Origin of the sequence: Stenotrophomonas sp. YIM B13575, assembly GCF_042787595.1 — a bacterium.
Lineage (GTDB): Bacteria > Pseudomonadota > Gammaproteobacteria > Xanthomonadales > Xanthomonadaceae > Stenotrophomonas > Stenotrophomonas lactitubi_B.
In genome coordinates this window covers 14,083-29,905 of sequence record NZ_JBHZOP010000020.1, presented here as the reverse complement: position 1 = coordinate 29,905, position 15,823 = coordinate 14,083, and the positions used below count along the sequence as shown (strand labels likewise).

Annotated in this window: 15 protein-coding genes; 10 read left to right on the top strand and 5 right to left on the bottom strand. The window is 66.9% G+C overall.

Features of this window, described 5'->3' with window-relative positions; genetic code table 11:
* Positions 1-11: 11 nt before the first annotated feature.
* The 5 genes from ACFX4F_RS04645 to smqnr all read left to right on the top strand — a co-directional run bounded on the left by ACFX4F_RS04645 (position 12) and on the right by smqnr (position 5,565).
* Positions 12-266 (top strand): hypothetical protein, encoded by a 255-nt coding sequence (locus tag ACFX4F_RS04645; protein ID WP_099819229.1) that lies wholly within the window; start codon positions 12-14, stop codon positions 264-266.
* A gap of 226 nt (positions 267-492) precedes the next feature.
* A complete protein-coding gene (locus tag ACFX4F_RS04640) occupies positions 493-879 on the top strand; it encodes a DUF2946 family protein (RefSeq protein WP_099819230.1) in 387 nt (128 codons plus the stop codon).
* 120 nt (positions 880-999) lie between these two features.
* Entirely contained in the window at positions 1,000-3,138 is a 2,139-nt protein-coding gene (locus ACFX4F_RS04635; protein WP_380652740.1) for a TonB-dependent receptor, read from the top strand.
* Positions 3,139-3,149: 11 nt separating this feature from the next.
* Positions 3,150-4,703, top strand: coding sequence for a PepSY domain-containing protein (locus ACFX4F_RS04630; RefSeq protein WP_380652737.1), 1,554 nt, complete (start codon positions 3,150-3,152; stop codon positions 4,701-4,703).
* Between the two features lie 214 nt (positions 4,704-4,917).
* A complete protein-coding gene (smqnr, locus tag ACFX4F_RS04625) occupies positions 4,918-5,565 on the top strand; it encodes a SmQnr family pentapeptide repeat protein (RefSeq protein ID WP_380652734.1) in 648 nt (215 codons plus the stop codon).
* A 15-nt stretch (positions 5,566-5,580) separates the two neighbouring features.
* On the opposite strand, the gene ACFX4F_RS04620 is transcribed toward smqnr, so the two are convergent.
* Complete coding sequence (locus ACFX4F_RS04620) at positions 5,581-6,264, bottom strand: class I SAM-dependent methyltransferase (RefSeq protein WP_380652731.1); 684 nt, start codon at positions 6,262-6,264, stop codon at positions 5,581-5,583.
* Positions 6,265-6,381: 117 nt separating this feature from the next.
* On the opposite strand from ACFX4F_RS04620, the gene ACFX4F_RS04615 reads away from it, so the two are divergent.
* Complete coding sequence (locus ACFX4F_RS04615) at positions 6,382-6,855, top strand: hypothetical protein (protein WP_380652728.1); 474 nt, start codon at positions 6,382-6,384, stop codon at positions 6,853-6,855.
* 11 nt (positions 6,856-6,866) lie between these two features.
* Here the strand turns inward: ACFX4F_RS04615 and ACFX4F_RS04610 are convergent, their stop codons facing one another.
* Entirely contained in the window at positions 6,867-7,592 is a 726-nt protein-coding gene (locus ACFX4F_RS04610; RefSeq protein WP_380652725.1) for a hypothetical protein, read from the bottom strand.
* A gap of 58 nt (positions 7,593-7,650) precedes the next feature.
* Positions 7,651-9,030 (bottom strand): PLP-dependent aminotransferase family protein, encoded by a 1,380-nt coding sequence (locus ACFX4F_RS04605; RefSeq protein ID WP_099819237.1) that lies wholly within the window; start codon positions 9,028-9,030, stop codon positions 7,651-7,653.
* Between the two features lie 133 nt (positions 9,031-9,163).
* On the opposite strand from ACFX4F_RS04605, the gene ACFX4F_RS04600 reads away from it, so the two are divergent.
* From ACFX4F_RS04600 to ACFX4F_RS04590, 3 genes are all read left to right on the top strand, one after another.
* A complete protein-coding gene (locus tag ACFX4F_RS04600) occupies positions 9,164-10,027 on the top strand; it encodes a DMT family transporter (RefSeq protein WP_380652722.1) in 864 nt (287 codons plus the stop codon).
* 96 nt (positions 10,028-10,123) lie between these two features.
* Complete coding sequence (locus tag ACFX4F_RS04595; RefSeq protein WP_380652719.1) at positions 10,124-11,005, top strand: SDR family NAD(P)-dependent oxidoreductase; 882 nt, start codon at positions 10,124-10,126, stop codon at positions 11,003-11,005.
* 39 nt (positions 11,006-11,044) lie between these two features.
* Positions 11,045-11,932, top strand: a complete 888-nt coding sequence (locus tag ACFX4F_RS04590; RefSeq protein ID WP_380652716.1) for a LysR family transcriptional regulator — start codon at positions 11,045-11,047, stop codon at positions 11,930-11,932.
* 464 nt (positions 11,933-12,396) lie between these two features.
* On the opposite strand, the gene ACFX4F_RS04585 is transcribed toward ACFX4F_RS04590, so the two are convergent.
* Complete coding sequence (locus ACFX4F_RS04585) at positions 12,397-13,293, bottom strand: LysR substrate-binding domain-containing protein (protein WP_380652713.1); 897 nt, start codon at positions 13,291-13,293, stop codon at positions 12,397-12,399.
* Positions 13,294-13,398: 105 nt separating this feature from the next.
* Between ACFX4F_RS04585 and ACFX4F_RS04580 the strand changes: the two genes are divergently transcribed.
* Positions 13,399-14,913, top strand: a complete 1,515-nt coding sequence (locus tag ACFX4F_RS04580; RefSeq protein WP_380652710.1) for an MFS transporter — start codon at positions 13,399-13,401, stop codon at positions 14,911-14,913.
* 443 nt (positions 14,914-15,356) lie between these two features.
* Here ACFX4F_RS04580 and ACFX4F_RS04575 read toward each other — a convergent pair whose 3' ends face one another.
* Positions 15,357-15,761 (bottom strand): GFA family protein, encoded by a 405-nt coding sequence (locus ACFX4F_RS04575; protein ID WP_099819242.1) that lies wholly within the window; start codon positions 15,759-15,761, stop codon positions 15,357-15,359.
* Positions 15,762-15,823 lie beyond the last annotated feature (62 nt).

Sequence of the window (15,823 nt, the reverse complement as noted above, 5' to 3'; positions counted from 1 at the left end):
GAACAGGGGACATGTCTCTGAACAGCAACGACGCTGGCTTCACCGAACGCATCGCCGTGGTATCGGCCGAGCTCGCTGTATTGATGAGCCTGGTGGAGCACCACATCCATCTGCAGCTGGCCGACCTGGCTGACTCCGGGGATGTGGATGCACAGGAGCGATTCGCGGTAGCCGATCCGGAGCGCTGGTTGGAGAACGCCCGCAACAGCCTGCAGGCGGGCGTCATGTTCCTGGAACGCGCTGTGCAGCAACCGGCGCGGTTCTAACGTTGCCGCCAGGGGACGGAAGGGGGCTGTCACATCGGTCGCTCCTCCGTCCCCTCCGGCGGATATCCGCGCATGGTGTGGATCTGCAGGGGGCCCCTGCGTCACGATGTCGCAGGTCCGCACCAGCAACCCTGAACATGGTCCAAGGTTGGCCACACCCCCGTAGAATGGCCGCGTGCGTCGCTCCGTTCTCCACCGCCGGTTCCAGACCCTGGCATGGCTTGCCATGCTGCTGGTGCTGCTTGCCCCGCTGGTGAGCCGCTGGCTGGCGCATGCGCACGTTGCTGTTGCTGCACCGGTGGCGGTCATGGACCACACCCTGCACGCGCAGCACGCGATGGAAGGGCACCACGACCACCACGCGATGGCAATGCAGCATGGCGAAGCGGCACCGAAGCCGCCGGCCGATCCACACGCCGACCACGAGATGGGCGTGGACTGCGACTACTGCCTGATTGCCGCACGGCTGATCACCCTGCTGGTGGCGGCGCTGCTGTTGATGATGCCGCTGGCACCGGTGTGCCGCGCGCTGCGTGGTGCGGTGCAGACCTTGCCGCAGCGGATCTGCGGCACGCTGGGAGCGCGTGGGCCACCGGCGGCATTCGCTGGCTGAGCCGCGCACGCAGCAACGTAGTCGATTCCCATGGAGCTGCCAGGCATGGCCTGGCACTACTGCGTGCGTTCTTCTTCCTGCTGTCCCGCTGGACGGGGCAGTACCGCATGCCGTGAAAAAATGAAAAAACACTCCAACCTCGTCGCCCTGCGCTGGGCGACGCTGACTGCGCTGTGCGCATCCTTCCTGCAGGCAACGCCTGCGCTTGCCGCAGATGCCGTATCGCCGACCACCCTGGATACCGTCCGCGTGGTGGATACCCGCAGCGGCGCGCTGTCCTCCACCGCGAGCACCGGCTCGGCCCTCGGCCTGAGCGTGCTGCAGACCCCGGCAAGCCTGACCGTGATCTCGCGCGCGCAACTGGAGCAGCGCGGTGATTCCACTCTCAACGACGCGATCACCCGCGCCGGTGCGATCAGTGCAATGTCCCATCCGGGCAACGGCCTGAGTGCGCTGTCCAGCCGGGGCTTTACCGATGGCGCCTCGGTGATGCGCCTGTACGACGGCCTGCGCCAGTACGGCGGTGTGGGCATCACCTTTCCGTTCGATACCTGGTCGATCGAGCGCATCGAAGTGCTGCGCGGGCCGGCCTCGGTCATCCATGGTGATGGCGCCATCGGCGGCGTGGTCAACATCGTGCCGAAGAAGCCTTCGCGCGGTGCCATCGAGAACGAGGTCAGCGTCACCCTGGGCAGCGAAGACACCGCGCGACTCGGATTCGGCAGTGGCGGTGCGCTCACGCCGGCGCTGGCCTACCGCGTGGACGTCAGCGGCAACTACAGCAGCGGCTGGGTCGACCGCGGCCACAACGGCGATGCCACGTTTTCCGGTGCGCTGCTATGGCAGCCACGGTCGGATCTGCAGTTCACGCTGACCCATGCGCAGGGCTACCAGAAGCCGATGCGCTACTTCGGTACGCCGCTGATCGATGGGCGGCAGCTGGATGCACTGCGCCACGAGAACTACAACGTGGCCGACAGCGTGATCCGTTTCCGCGACCGTTGGACCCAGCTCGATGCGCTGTGGACGCCGAACGAGAACGTGGAATGGCGCACGCGCGTCTACCAGATCGACAGCCAGCGCGATTGGCGCAACGCCGAGGCCTATGTCTACAACGAGCGCACCGGCCTGATCGACCGCTCCGGCAACACCCAGATCACCCACAACCAGGACCAGACCGGGCTGACCTCCACGCTGCGCCTGCTGGGAAATGCGGGTGGTCTGCCCAACAGTTTCGCCGTCGGCTTCGATGCCAACCGTGCGCATTTCAAGCACACCAACAACACCTATGCGGGCAGCTCGGGGCCTGTGGATCCCTTCAACCCGGTGCCCGGCGGGTTCGTCAGCGATGCACCCAACCTGCCGCGCTACCGCAACAGCGCCAAGCAGGTCGCGCTGTTCGTGGAAGACCGGCTGGAACTGAGCGAGCGTTGGTCGGTGCTTGCTGGCTTGCGCCACGATCGCGCCACGATCGACCGCAACGACCTGGTCAGCGGCCAGCGGGCGTTCTCGAAGACCTACAGCAGCACCGGCTGGCGAGCGGGCACGGTGTTCGCGATACAACCGTCGATGACCCTCTATGCGCAGTACTCGCAGGCGGCGGACCCGGTCAGCGGTCTGTTGATGATCAGCCCGGCCAACGGCGTGTTCGATCTGGCCAAGGGCAAGCAGATCGAGGTCGGCATGAAGCAGGCCTTCGATGGGGGTGAGTGGACGCTGGCGGCCTATCGCATCCGCAAGACCGGGCTGCTCAGCCGCGACCCGTTGCAACCGGACCGTCGCGTGCAGGTGGGTGCACAGGCCTCGAAGGGAATCGAAGCCTCGTTGAACTGGGCCTTCGCGCCGCAGTGGTCGCTGGATGCCAACGCGACCGTGCTCAAGGCCGAGTTCGAGGACTTCCTGGAAGCTACCGGCACGCCGGCGGTGATCGTCTCGCGTGATGGCAACGTGCCGCCGAACGTGGCCGAGCGCCTGGCCAACGTCTGGTTGAGCTGGCAGTTCCTGCCCGACTGGAGCGTGGCCGGTGGCGTGCGCTACGTGGGCAAGCGCTACGCCGACAACGCCAATACGCTGCAGCTGCCGGGCTACACCACCACCGATCTGGCACTGACCTGGCAGGCAGCGCCGCGTACACGGGTGACCGCACGCGTGTTCAACGTGTTCGACAAGGCGTACTACGCCACGGCGTACTACACCAGTACGCAGTGGCTGCTGGGCGCCGACCGGCGCGTCGAATTCACCTTCGACCATCGCTTCTGAGGAAGGCCGCCATGTCGCTGCGATCCACTGCCAAGCGCTGGACCTACCTGGTGCACCGTTGGCTGGGCATCGGTGGGTGCCTGCTGATGGTGCTGTGGTTCGTCAGCGGCATGGTGATGCTGTTCATCGGTTACCCGAAGCTGGCGCCGGGAGAACGCTTGGCCGCGCTGCCCACACTGGCTGATGCGCGCGGCTGGCAGGCGCTTTCCGTGCTGCCGGATGCGGTGCGACAGGAGCCTGAGCGGATCGTGTTGACGACGCTGCGTGGCGAGCCCGCCTACGTGGTGCGCTCCGGGGCGAACATGGGCGCGTGGTCGGCGCTTACCGGTCAGGCATTGCCGCCAGTATCGGCGCAGCTTGCCGAAGTCTCCGCCGCGCAGTTCGCCGGTGGGCCGGCTTTCGTTGGTGCCATGCCGCTGGACGAGGATCGCTGGACGCATTCGCGCGGCCTTGATTCGCATCGGCCGCTGTACCGTGTCGGCGTCGGTGGTGCACAGCCCGGTGATGTCTACGTGTCCTCGCGTACCGGCGAAGTGGTGCTGGATGCACCCCGCCTGCAGCAGCGCTGGAACTATGTGGGTGCGTGGCTGCACTGGCTGTACTTCCTGCGCATGCAGTCGGTGGATCCGGTGTGGACCTGGACGGTGATCGTGCTGTCGGCGCTGTGCACGGTGGCCGCGATCAGCGGGGTCGTGGTCGGCATCTGGCGCTGGCGATTTCGCGGGCAGTACCGGTCAGGGTCGAAGACGCCGTACCAGGAACCGTGGATGCGCTGGCATCACCTGATCGGGTTGCTGGCGAGCGCATTCGTGTTCACCTGGATCTTCAGTGGCCTGATGTCGATGAATCCCTTGGGGGTGTTCAGCAGCTCACGCGCCTCGCTCGACGTTGCGCGCTATCAGGGTGAGGTTCCGGCGGATGCAGGCGTCATCGCACAGCCGGCTGCGCTACTGGCTGCAGTGCACACACCGCAGTTCGCGCCGGTGGAGATCCAGTGGCGACGGATCGGCGGTGACTTGTTCGCGGTAGTACTGGATGGCAATGCCGATTCACGCGTGGTCACGGAGCGTGACGGCGCACTGCAGGTGTCCACTGCATTCGGTGCAGACTGGTTGCAGGGCAGGGTAGAGGCGATGTCCGACGCACGACTGCGCAGATTCACCCTCCTGCAGGCGCCCGATGCTTACTTCTATCCGCGTGCTGCAGAGGCGATGAATGGCGCCGCGGTACGTCGCTTTCCGGTGGCGGTGGCTGACTTCGATGATGCTGAGGCAACCCGCGTCTATGTCGACCTGGCTACCGGCGATCCGCTGTTGACGATGGGCAGGCGCGAGCGGGTTGGGCGCTGGCTGTTTTCCTTCCTGCACAGCTGGGATCTGCCCGCGCTGCTGCGGCAGCCGAACAGCCGCCTGGTCGTGCTGCTGTTGCTCAGCCTGGCAGGTGTCGCGCTGTGCGCGACGGCGACCGTCATCGGCTATCGGCGCTTGCGGATGACACTCCGGCGCAAGCGCCATTGGCATGCTCCGTTCTCTGAGCGCAGTCGCAGGGATCTGCCTCGCCTCTGATGGCGTACGCCCGCGCCGTCCATGGCATGACAGGGACGTCAGCCGCGCTCGGGTGCATGAAGGCGTGCAGTTGCCGATCGGGCCGGACCGCTGGAGAGCCCGCCTTGGCGCTGTACACATCCCGACTGCAGCAGCCATGAACCGCGATGGCCACGCTCTACCGCCGCCCGGCCGGACGCGGCATCATGGCGAGGCACCCGGCACGGAACCCCGCATGTCCTCCACCGTTCACCACAAGCTGCGCATTGGCGCCGATCAGTTCACCGGCCAGAAGGTGGTCGACCAGCAGTTCCACGAGTGCGATTTCTCCGGCGCGGACCTCACCGCCACCGAGTTCGTGAACTGCGGTTTCTACGACGCCGACACCCGCACCGGGTGCCGTTTCAGTGGCGCCACGTTGAAGGAAGCCAGCTTCCGCCAGTGCGACATCAGCATGTGCAACTTCAACTTCATCAAGGCGCTGGGGCTGGAAATCAGCGAGTGCCGCGCGCAGGGCGCCGATTTCAGCAACGCCAGTTTCATGAACCAGATCACCACGCGCAGCTGGTTCTGCAGCGCCTTCATCAAGAAGACCAACCTGCGCTATGCCAACTTCTCGCGGGTGACGCTGGAGAAGTGCGAGCTGTTGGAGAACCGTTGGGACGGGGCCAACATCAGCGGCGCCAGTTTCGCAGGATCGGACTTGTCCGGCGGCCAGTTCGATGGCATCGACTGGAACACGGCCAACTTCACCGATTGCGACCTGACCAACTCCGAACTGGGCGAGCTGGATGTGCGCAGCACCAATCTGCGTGGCGCCACGCTCGATGTGCAGCAGGTCGCGCTGCTGATGCAGCGGATCGGCATCACTGTGGTGCCTTGAGCATGCGTGGTACCGCTATGCCGGCGTCGCCGGCGCGTAGGCTACCCATCCCTTGAAGCTGAAGCCGGCATAGAACAATTCCACGTTGTCGAAGCCGGCCGCCTGCAGCAACGCCACTTCCTGTTCGGGCGACAGCAGCGGCAGGCGCTCGCTGATGGCGGCGACCGCGCGCTGCGCATCGGCACGTGGAATACCGGAGGCCTCTCCGAATGCGGCGTAGCGTTGCAGCCAGCGATGCTTGCCGGCCGCGTCCTGCGGCACGCTGTGGTGGGCTACCACCAGCGGCGCACCCGGCCGCAGCCGTTGCCGCAGTTCGTGCAGGGTGTGCAGGCGCTGTTCAACGGTGAGGAAATGCAGGGTCAGCAGGCAGGTGGCGCCGTCGAAGACGGTGTGCGGGGCATCGTCGATGTAGCCTTCCAGCAGCGTGACCTGTGCCATCAATGGCCCCAGGGTCTGTTCGGCCAGCGCGAGCATGGGTGCGGCCGGGTCGATACCGAGCATCCGCCAGTGCGGGTGCGCTTCGGCGAAGGCCTTGAGCTCCAGGCCGCCACCTGCGCCGAGCACCAGCACCTGGCCATCGTCGGGCACATGTTCGGCCAGCAGCAGGTGGGTCATCTGCTGCAGTCCGAGGAAACCCGGTACCTGCCGCAGCGGGCCGTCGGCGTAGCGGGCGACGGCGTGGGGATCGGAGAAGGACATCGGAAGCATTCCTGCAGCAATGGCGAGCATCCACTTTACCGCCCTCCGCAAGTGTCGATTGCAGGGATGCCCGCCTTTGCTTAAGGTCTGCGCCTGCCTGTATTCCAGAGATCGCGAATGAACCCTCGCACGCCCCCGATGCCATCGGCGGAAGCCTTCGAACTGGCGCTGACATTGCTTGGACGCGAGGACGTGGATGAGGAGCAGGCCGAGCAGGCACTGCTCGCGCTCGGCAGCGAACACGGGCAGATGCGCCGCCTGTTGGTGTGGCTGCCTGAAGCATTCGCCATGGCCCTGATCGGGCACATGGAACTGGGCGTGCTGCTGCCGCGTACATTCACCGCCTCTGACGCGCAGGGTGAGCTGCATGAACTGCCGCTCGAGCGCGAACCGGTATTCGTCGATGGCCTGAAGCGCGCCCTGTCCATGTACCACGAAGGCCCGCGCGCTGCGTTCAAGGCGATCTGCCAGCGGAGTTCGCTGCTCAATGCGATCGACAATGCCTTGAACGCCGGCGCCGATCTGCAGGGCGCGACGCTTTCAGGTCCGGAGCTGCTGGACATTCCCGCAGAGACCTACCTCGCCGATTGAGTCCGAGGTATTCAGAGCGCCGGCTTCATTCCGTCTGCTTCCAGTCGATACAGGCCGGTCAATCGCCAGTCATCATGCACGCGTTGCAGCCGGTACTCATGGATGAGGACGCTGGAGCGGCGCTGTTGTGCGGTACGTATCGACGCTGCGTCGCCGATGATCTGCACGGCCATCACCTGTTCCAGTGCCGGATCATGCGGTGACTCAACGCTGGGCCGTTGCATGACGTTGCGCGGGGTGCCAGGCAAGGCGTAGTGCTCCACCAGCGTTGCGTACGTCGCACTGGCCAACGCCAGTCCGTGTGACGAGCCATGTTCTGTCACCCCTGCAAGCGAGGCATTGTTCCAGTCCAGAAAATCGGACTGGAAAGCACGCACGTGTGCCACCGGTGTGCTGCCGCCCAGATCGAGCGCGCTGCGCTCGAAAACAAGGAGCGGTAGAACCTCGCCGAACCTCACGTCGCGGCCGTAACGGAAGTTGCGTTCGGCCTGCAGCCTGCCATTGCACAGCAGCGCGACGCGACCGGGCCTGCTGGAATGAACCATCAGCTGCCGTTGGAAATACCCCTGCACCGGCACGGCATCCGCGTTGGATGCCCCCGGCGCGGTGATCTGCAGTTGGCAGTTCCCGTCCGTGGGTGCATAGCCAATGACCTGCAGCGAGCCGTCGCGGGGCCCGAACGTGATGCAGCCACCGGTCAGGCTGCAGGCCAAGGCGATGCAGATCCATCGACGCATGCGGACGCTCCTTGCTTGGATGGCCGGCAGGATAACGCACTGTAATGCTCCAGCCGTTCTACTGCAGCGCCTTCCCCAGTACCTGCCAGATCTTCGGGTCCTGGCACTGCGACACATTGAAGCGCACGTAGTCGGCAGCGCGCTGCGACTGGCTGAAGGCATTGCCGGGCGCCAGCACCATGCCCTCGCGCAGGCACTGCCGTGCCACTGCCGATGCATCGCGGCCATCGGGCAGCTGGCACCACAGGAACAGTCCTGCTTCCGGTTGCAGCCATGGTGTGATGCCCAGCTTCTGCACCTGCCGCAGCGTGTGCTTGCGCGCATCGGCCAGGCGCGTGCGCACCGCCTGCATGTGCCGTCGGTAGCCGCTGTCGGTCAGTGCGATCTGCATGAGGTGCGCGGCCAGGTGCCCACCGCCGAAGCTGGTGGCCAGCTTCAGATCGGTCAGTGCCTCGATCCAGTCAGGGCGTGCGGCGATGTAGCCGCAGCGCGATGCCGCCGAGATGGCCTTGGAGAAACTGCCGACATGGATCACCCGCGACAGTCCATCCAGCGCCGCCAGCCGCGGCGCCGGGCGCAGCTCGAAGTCGGCGAAGATGTCATCCTCGATGATGATCAGTTCGCTGCGGTCGGCCAGGCCCAGCAGGCGATGCGCGGTGGTCGCCGACAGCACCGCGCCCGTCGGGTTGTGCAGCCCGGCGTTGGTGATGTACAGGCGCGGCACGTATTCCTGCAGCGCGCTGGCAAACACCTGCAGATCCGGCCCGGTATGTGTGTACGGTATGCCGATGGCCTGCACCTGATGGGCCTTCAACATCGCGTGGTAATTGAAATAGCTGGGGTCGTCGACCAGCACGCAGTCGCCGGGCTTCAGCAGGAAGCGGCAGATCAGGTCGATCGCGTGCGTCCCCGATTCGGCCAGCAGCAACTGCTCCATCGATGCTTCGATGCCCAGCGTGGCCGCGCGTCGCTGCAGCGTCTGTCGCAATGCCGGCAGGCCGAGCGGCCCCGCGTAGTCGACCAGGTGCGCGGCGTCGGCGCGCGCCATGCGGCGCAGGCCACGGCGCAGGCCATCGTGGTACAGCCAGTCGCTGGGCATCCAGCCGCAGCCCGGCTTGAGGTGGCCGGACGGGGTTTCCAGCGATTGCCGCGACACCCACAGCGGGTCCACCGCGCGATCGAGGCGCGGCTCCATCTCGGCCAGTGCCAGCGGCGCTGCCGGGCCAGCCACGTAGAAGCCGGAGCCGGCGCGCGCGGCGATCACGCCTTCTGCCGCCAGACGTTCGTAGGCCTCGACCACGGTGGACACGGAAACGCCCATCGTCGCCGCCTGCGCGCGCACCGAAGGCAGGCGGCTGCCCGGGCCATCCAGGCGCGAGCTGATGCGGGAGCGGACGGCGTGGATGACGCTGTCGATGCGGCTGGGCGGTCGGGACATGCGCGTGACTGTAAGGGGATTGTGGGCAGTACAGTTACTTGTGACTGTACTGGATTGTAGCTGTGTATCGCCGATGCCCGGTGGCCCAATGACGGGCACAGCCGGCCATTGCCCGGCACTTCTGGAGCAGGGTGTGGAACGGTCGGCAAGCGGGTGGATCAATGGCTTCATCGGTGTGGTGATCTTCGCCGGCTCATTGCCGGCCACTCGTCTGGCGGTGATGGAGCTGGACGCCAGCTTCGTCACCGCCGCACGCGCCAGCATCGCCGCGTTGCTGGGGCTGGTGCTGCTGCTGGCATTGCGCCAGCCGCGCCCGGTCAGAAGCGATCTGCCAGGCCTGGCGCTGGTCAGCCTGGGCGTGGTGGTGGGCTTTCCGTTGCTGACCGCGCTCGCCCTGCGCCACGCCTCCTCGGCACACACCATCGTGTTCCTCGGCCTGCTGCCGCTGAGCACGGCGGTGTTCGGCGTCCTGCGCGGCGGCGACCGGCCACGGCCGGCATTCTGGGTGTTCTCGCTGCTGGGCAGTGCCTGCGTGGTCGGCTACGCCGCACGCAACGGCATCGAAGCCTCGTTGCAGGCCGATCTGCTGATGCTGGCGGCAATCGTGGTGTGCGGGCTCGGCTATGCAGAGGGCGGCCGCCTGGCCCGGCACCTGGGTGGCTGGCAGGTGATCAGCTGGGCATTGCTGCTGGCCTTGCCGCTGATGCTGCCGCTGATGGTGGCGATGCGCCCGGTCTCGTTCACGGCGGTCGCTGCTTCCGCATGGTGGGCGCTGGGGTATGTAGCGGTGTTCAGCATGCTGATCGGGTTCCTGTTCTGGTATCGCGGCCTGGCCCAGGGCGGCATTGCCGCGGTCGGCCAGCTGCAGTTGCTGCAACCGTTCTTCGGCCTGGCACTGGCGGCGATGCTGCTGCACGAGACCGTCAGCGCGGGGATGCTGCTGGTGACCGTGGCGGCGGTGATCTGCGTGGCCGGAGCCCGTCGCTTCAGCCGCTGACCGCGCAGCGCCATCGCCGCGCGATACCGTTGGCGTATCACGCGGGTGTGCAAACAGTATTGGCCGAGGACGATGGCGCTCGCCGATGCTGGCCGGATGAAACCCAATTCCAGTATCTCGTTGGAAGGCCAGGTGGGCCTGGTGACCGGTGCCGCCGGTGGCCTGGGCCTGGCCTACAGCCGCCTGCTCGCCCAGCGTGGCGCGCATGTAGTGATGCATGACGTGGGCGCTGCAACGGATGGCACGGGCGCCGATCCGCAGCGCATCGCCACGGCGGTGGCGGCACTGCGTGCCCAGAGCCTGCCGGTCGAGGCCGCCAGCGGCCCCATCAACCAGCGCAGCGGTTGCCATGCGCTCGTGCAGGACATTCTGCAGCGCCATGGTCGCCTGGACTTCATCATCCACAACGCCGGCTGGGTGGCCTACGCCGCTATCGAAGCGGTGGAGGATGATGCGCTGGAGCAGATGCTGTGCCTGGCCGCGAAGACACCGCTGTGGCTGGCACAGGCGGCATGGCCGGCGATGCGTGCTGCCGGCGGCGGCCGCATCGTGCTGACCACCTCCGATCGCGCGCTGTACCCGCAGTATGCGCAGCGCGGCCTGTGTGGCTACGCGATGGCCAAGCTGGCCGCGCAGGGGCTGGTCAATGTGCTGGCGTTGGAAGGCGCCGAGCACGGCATCGTGGTCAACGCGGTATCGCCGGTGGCCAAGACCCGCATGTGGGGCATCGACGGGGAGCCGGATGAACTGCATCCCGATGCCGTGGCTACCGGTGTTGCCTTCCTGGTTTCCACGCGCTGCCGGCAGGGTGGCTGGATTCTGCGTGCCAGCAATGGCCAGTTCCATGCACTGCGGCTGCAGGAAGCAGAGAACGTCGACTATCCACGCGACCTTCGCGCCGTGGCCGCCGACAGCATCGAATCGGTGGCGCTGCAGTGGCCGGTCATTGCACGGCCGAGTGTCGACGCGCGCGGCTGAGCGCGTACCCTAGGCGGGTCTCCACCTGCCTGCGATGAAATGATCGATCTGCGCCTGCTCCGCCAGTTCGTGGCGGTGGCCGAAGAACTGCACTTCCATCGCGCCGCTGCGCGCCTGCACATGTCACAGCCGCCATTGACGGCGGCGATGCGGCGCCTGGAAGACGAAGTGGGCACGGGCTTGATCGTGCGTGGCAACCGTACGCTGGGCCTGACCGCGGCGGGGCAGACGCTGCTGGTGGAGGCGCGCGCGACGCTGCAACAGGCCGAACAGGCGCTGCAGCGCACGCGCGAATCGGCGGCAGGGCAGACCGGCAGCCTGCGCGTAGGCTACGTCGGCAGCGCACTGTATGGGCGCCTGCCGGTACTGATCCGCCAGTTCCGCCATGCGTTTGCGCAGGTGCAGCTGCATCTGCACGAAGCCACGTCGCGGCAGCAGCAACAGTGGCTGCGCGAGGGGCGCATCGACCTGGGCATCCTGATTCCACCGATCATTTCCGCAGAACTGCATCTGCAGGCGTTCGACCATGATCGACTGGCCATTGCCCTGCCGCGCGCGCATCGGCTGGTCGCACGGCAACGGCTGGGCGTCGCAGACCTGATGGACGAGCCCTTCGTTTCATGGCCATCGGCCGAAGGTGTCGGCTTCCATGCGCAGGTACTGGGCCTGTGTACGGCTGCCGGCTTCACGCCACGGGTCGTGCAGGAAGCGCAGGGCATGCACGCGGTGTTGTCGCTGGTGGCCGTGGAAGCGGGCGTGGCAATCGTGCCGGCCAGCATGAGCGGGTTCCGTCCCGAAGAAATCGTCTATCGACCGCTGGACGGAGGCAATGCGGCGTTCGAACTGCAGTTCTGCATGCGCCCGGAATCGCCTACGCCGGTGCTGCAGAATTTCCTGGCGATGGCTGCACAACCGGCAGTGTCGTGATTGCCGGTTGAGTATCCGTGCTGCAGGCGCGGGAAGGGAGTTGGCCCGCGTCGTGCGCGCCTCTGGAATGTGATTCGGCTCGCAGTTCAGCGCTGGGGAATCGCGCCTGCAGCAAGCCTGAGGCACGGGCGCGGGTAACTCCTACATACCGCCTCGGCGGCAACGACCAGCATGTCCCCGTCGGCCATCATCGGCCGGCTGGGATTGGCGTCCCACAATCAACTCTGGCACGTGATCGGCAGGCGCACGGATGGCGCCTGCCGATCACGTGACCCGCTGTCCGTGGTGGGCGATGTGTGGGGATCACCATGATCCGCCGGTCAGTCCCAGAGTTGTCCGGTACGCCAACCCGCATCGCCCGCCGCCTGTGCGTGGTCAGCCACGAATGCGTTGATCGCGCTTGCCTCGGGGGTGGCAATGCGCGTCGTGCATGGGGAGCGGCGGCGGGCGGTGCATCTGTCTGCTCAACAAGGACGGGCGAACAGATGATCGGCCATGTAATCGATGAACACCCGCAGGCGCGCGCTGGGATGACGATTGCCGGGCCAGAGCAGTGAGAATTGCCCGCGCTGCGGCTCCATCATCGGCAACACCTGCTGCAACCGGCCATCGGCCAGTGCTTCGGCCGCCAGGAAGTCGGGCATCCAGGCGACGCCCATGGCGCCGATTGCAGCGGCCAGCAGCGCTTCCATGTTGTTGCAGGTCATTGCTGTAGTCAGAGCGGCGCCGGCGTCGCCATCGACGCCGGGCAGGCTCCAGGGTTGCAGCATGCCGGTGGTCGGGAAGCGGAAACGCACCGCCTGCAGCGTACGCAGTTCCGGCAGCGACCGTGGCCAGCCGTGTGTTCGCAGGTAGACCGGCGCTGCGCACAGCACGAAGTGGAAGCTGCCGAGGCGCCGCGACATCAGGCTGGAGTCGGCCAGTTCACCGCTGCGTATCACTGCATCCAGTCCTTCGCTGACGACATCGACCAGGCGGTCATTGAAATCAAGTTCCAACTGCACCTGCGGGTAGCGCTGCTGGAAGCCGGGCAGCACCGGCAGCAGAAAACGGTAGCCGATGGTGGGCAGGCCAATCCGCAGCAGCCCGCGGGGAGCGAGTTGACGCTGCGCAAGGTCGGCCTGGGCCTCGGACAGTTCATCCAATGCACGGCGGCAGCGCTGCAGCAGCAGGTCGCCTTCGTCGGTGAGGTGCATGCGCCGCGTGGTGCGGTGGAACAGTCGCGTACCCAGGTCCTGTTCCAGGCGGGCGATCCGCTTGCCCACCGCCGAAGCGGACAGGCCCAGCACGCGCGCGGCGCCGACAATGCTGCCGGCCTCGGCGGTGCGGACGAAAGCCAGTAGTGCGGAAATGGAATCCATGGCGGGATGATTGCGGAACACCTGGCCGTAATCAAACGCCTGTGAGCCTGTTTTTACCCGATCGCGGCCTGTTCATCATCAATGCCCCGATTGCAGGAGGCCCCGATGGCCCGTTTCTTGATGGATTCCCAGCTCGTGCAAGGGCGTTGGGCCCTGGTGTCGGTGTGCCTGGCGGCGCTTGCGTTGCCGTTGTCGCTCTCGGCCGGCGCGGTAGCGGTGCCGGTGCTGGCCATCCAGTTGGCCAGCTCGCCCGCTTCGTTGGCCTGGGTGACCAACGCCTTCATGTTCAGCTTCGGCAGCCTGCTGCTGGCAGCAGGGGGACTGGCGGACCGCTATGGACGACGCCGGCTGTTCCTGCTGGGCAGCGGCGGTTTCGCGTTGGCGACGTTCTTCGTCTGCATGGCGCCGGATCTGTTCTGGCTGGACCTGGCGCGCGGTCTGCAAGGCGTGGGCGCTGCCGCGGCATTGGCATCGGGCAGCGCGGCGCTGGCGCAGGCGTGGCACGGCCAGGCCCGTATGCGTGTGTTTGCCCTGCTGGGCACCACCTTTGGCGCCGGCCTGGCGCTGGGGCCGCTGCTTGCGGGCGCGCTGCTTGAGGCGATGGGTTGGCGAAGCGTGTTTGCCGCCGGTGGTGTGCTGGCTCTGCTGGCATGCATGCTGGCAGTGCGCGTGCTGCCAGAGAGCCGCGGGCAGGCCGGGCGGCTGGACGTGCCGGGCATGCTGGCTTTCAGCCTGACGCTGAGCATGCTGACCCTGGCGCTGTTGTGGTTGGGCGAATTCGGCCTGCCCGCAGCGCGGGTACGGTGGGCATCGCTGGCGACCGTGCTGCTGGCGGCATCGTTCGTACTGATCGAGCGCAGGCAGCCGGCGCCGTTGCTGGATCTTTCGCTGTTCGCGCAGCGGGCATTCGTCGGTGTGCAGCTGCTGCCGGTGGCAACCTGCTTCGGCTACGTGGTGCTGCTGGTGCTGCTGCCGCTGCAGCTGCTGGGCGTGCATGGCCAGGGCGTCGCCACCGTCGGCGTGCAGATGCTGGCGCTGTCCGCGCCGATGCTGGTGCTGCCACTGCTGGCCGCGCGCTGGGCCGGCCGGATGGCAAGCACGCGCCTGTGCGTGGCTGGGTTGCTGCTCTGCGCGTTGGGGCTGTATCTGCTGTCGCGGCAGGCGGTACATCCGCTGCCTGCGCAATGGATACCGCCGCTGCTGCTGATCGGTGCAGGCACCGCATTGCCCTGGGGGCTGATGGACGGGTTGTCGGTCAGTGTGGTGCCGGTGCAACGCGCGGGCATGGCAGCGGGGATCTTCGGCACGGTGCGGGTAGCGGGCGAGGGCATCGCACTGGCGGCAGTGACCGCATTGCTGGCGACGCTCATCGGCCACCGCCTGCAGGGCACATCTGCTCCAGCACTGGGCAGGGCGGCGGCCTATCTGGCTACCGGTGCGTTGCATTCGGCCCAACCGCTGCTGCCCGGAGCAACGGCCCTGCAGTTGCAGCGCGCCAGCGGCGAGGCGCTGGCGCAACTGCTGCACATGCTGTCAGCGCTGACCGCCGGCAGCGCCCTGCTGCTGCATGTGCTGCTGCGGCGCTCAACGGCCGTTGCCGTGCCCGGAGCCGGTAGCTGATGGTGGCGGTGACCGCACGGGGGGAGCCGGCGAAACAATCGCCGAAGGCGCGGCAAGGTGTGGCAGCTCGTCATTCAGGTGTTCGCCCACTTCCAATGTTGCTGCGCTGACTTCAGCTTCGTTGCGCGTGAAAGCCGCAGTGACGGTGAGGTGCGCGGCCGCCACATGGACAATGTGTCTGGCGGTCACCTGCCTGCCGCAGCGCCGTCACCCGGTCTTGGCCTGGGCGTCGGTAGGGTAGAGCGTCCCCGTCCCCCACGGAGACCTGCCATGTGGTTGCTCGACCGACTCTGGCCCTCGCGCCCTGCGCTGCCTGCTGAGACGCTGCCGCCTGCGGCGGACGCGCCCTTGCGTCGAACGCCGCTGAAGCGCCCGTTGCGCGTCGGCCGGGCCAGCATGGCGCCGTGGCAGAAGATCGCGCCGCCGCCCCGGCGCAGCCGGCACTAACCGGTACGGTCGGCGGGGTGGTTCACTCCGTCATTGACCGGAATCGTTCCCAGCGCGAACGGATCGATGCCTTCCAGGCAGGCCACGTTGTAGCCGTACTGGTCCGGGTTGGAGCGGCGGCGGTGGTGCGTGTAGATGCCACAGATCCCGCAGAAGTAGTGCTCGGCGACGTGGGTGTTGAACTGGTACAGGCGCAGATGGTCCTGCCCGCGCACGATCTGCAGCCCGTGCCGCGCCACGCTGGCGGCGATGGCGCCGCGGCGCCGGCACATCGAACAATCGCAGCGGCGCGGGTCGACGATGCCCTCGGGCAGGTCCAGCAGCAGCTCGACCGTGCCGCAATGACAGCTGGCCCGATGCTGCGCCTGCACGGCGACGCCGGCCACGGTGGTGATGCCCATCTCTGCTCCCTGCGCGCCCTTGGTGGGTGCCAGTATGCCCCCGGCGGCGCCAGCCTGAACCG

Coding starts and splice junctions, on each gene's coding strand:
- ACFX4F_RS04615 (WP_380652728.1), top strand. CDS start 6,382: ATGAACCCTCGCACGCCCCCGATGCCATCGGCGGAAGCCTTCGAACTG.
- ACFX4F_RS04630 (WP_380652737.1), top strand. CDS start 3,150: ATGTCGCTGCGATCCACTGCCAAGCGCTGGACCTACCTGGTGCACCGT.
- ACFX4F_RS04585 (WP_380652713.1), bottom strand. CDS start 13,293: ATGGATTCCATTTCCGCACTACTGGCTTTCGTCCGCACCGCCGAGGCC.
- ACFX4F_RS04595 (WP_380652719.1), top strand. CDS start 10,124: ATGAAACCCAATTCCAGTATCTCGTTGGAAGGCCAGGTGGGCCTGGTG.
- ACFX4F_RS04620 (WP_380652731.1), bottom strand. CDS start 6,264: ATGTCCTTCTCCGATCCCCACGCCGTCGCCCGCTACGCCGACGGCCCG.
- ACFX4F_RS04580 (WP_380652710.1), top strand. CDS start 13,399: ATGGCCCGTTTCTTGATGGATTCCCAGCTCGTGCAAGGGCGTTGGGCC.
- ACFX4F_RS04635 (WP_380652740.1), top strand. CDS start 1,000: ATGAAAAAACACTCCAACCTCGTCGCCCTGCGCTGGGCGACGCTGACT.
- ACFX4F_RS04640 (WP_099819230.1), top strand. CDS start 493: ATGCTGCTGGTGCTGCTTGCCCCGCTGGTGAGCCGCTGGCTGGCGCAT.
- ACFX4F_RS04605 (WP_099819237.1), bottom strand. CDS start 9,030: ATGTCCCGACCGCCCAGCCGCATCGACAGCGTCATCCACGCCGTCCGC.
- ACFX4F_RS04590 (WP_380652716.1), top strand. CDS start 11,045: ATGATCGATCTGCGCCTGCTCCGCCAGTTCGTGGCGGTGGCCGAAGAA.
- ACFX4F_RS04610 (WP_380652725.1), bottom strand. CDS start 7,592: ATGCGTCGATGGATCTGCATCGCCTTGGCCTGCAGCCTGACCGGTGGC.
- smqnr (WP_380652734.1), top strand. CDS start 4,918: ATGTCCTCCACCGTTCACCACAAGCTGCGCATTGGCGCCGATCAGTTC.
- ACFX4F_RS04575 (WP_099819242.1), bottom strand. CDS start 15,761: ATGGGCATCACCACCGTGGCCGGCGTCGCCGTGCAGGCGCAGCATCGG.
- ACFX4F_RS04645 (WP_099819229.1), top strand. CDS start 12: ATGTCTCTGAACAGCAACGACGCTGGCTTCACCGAACGCATCGCCGTG.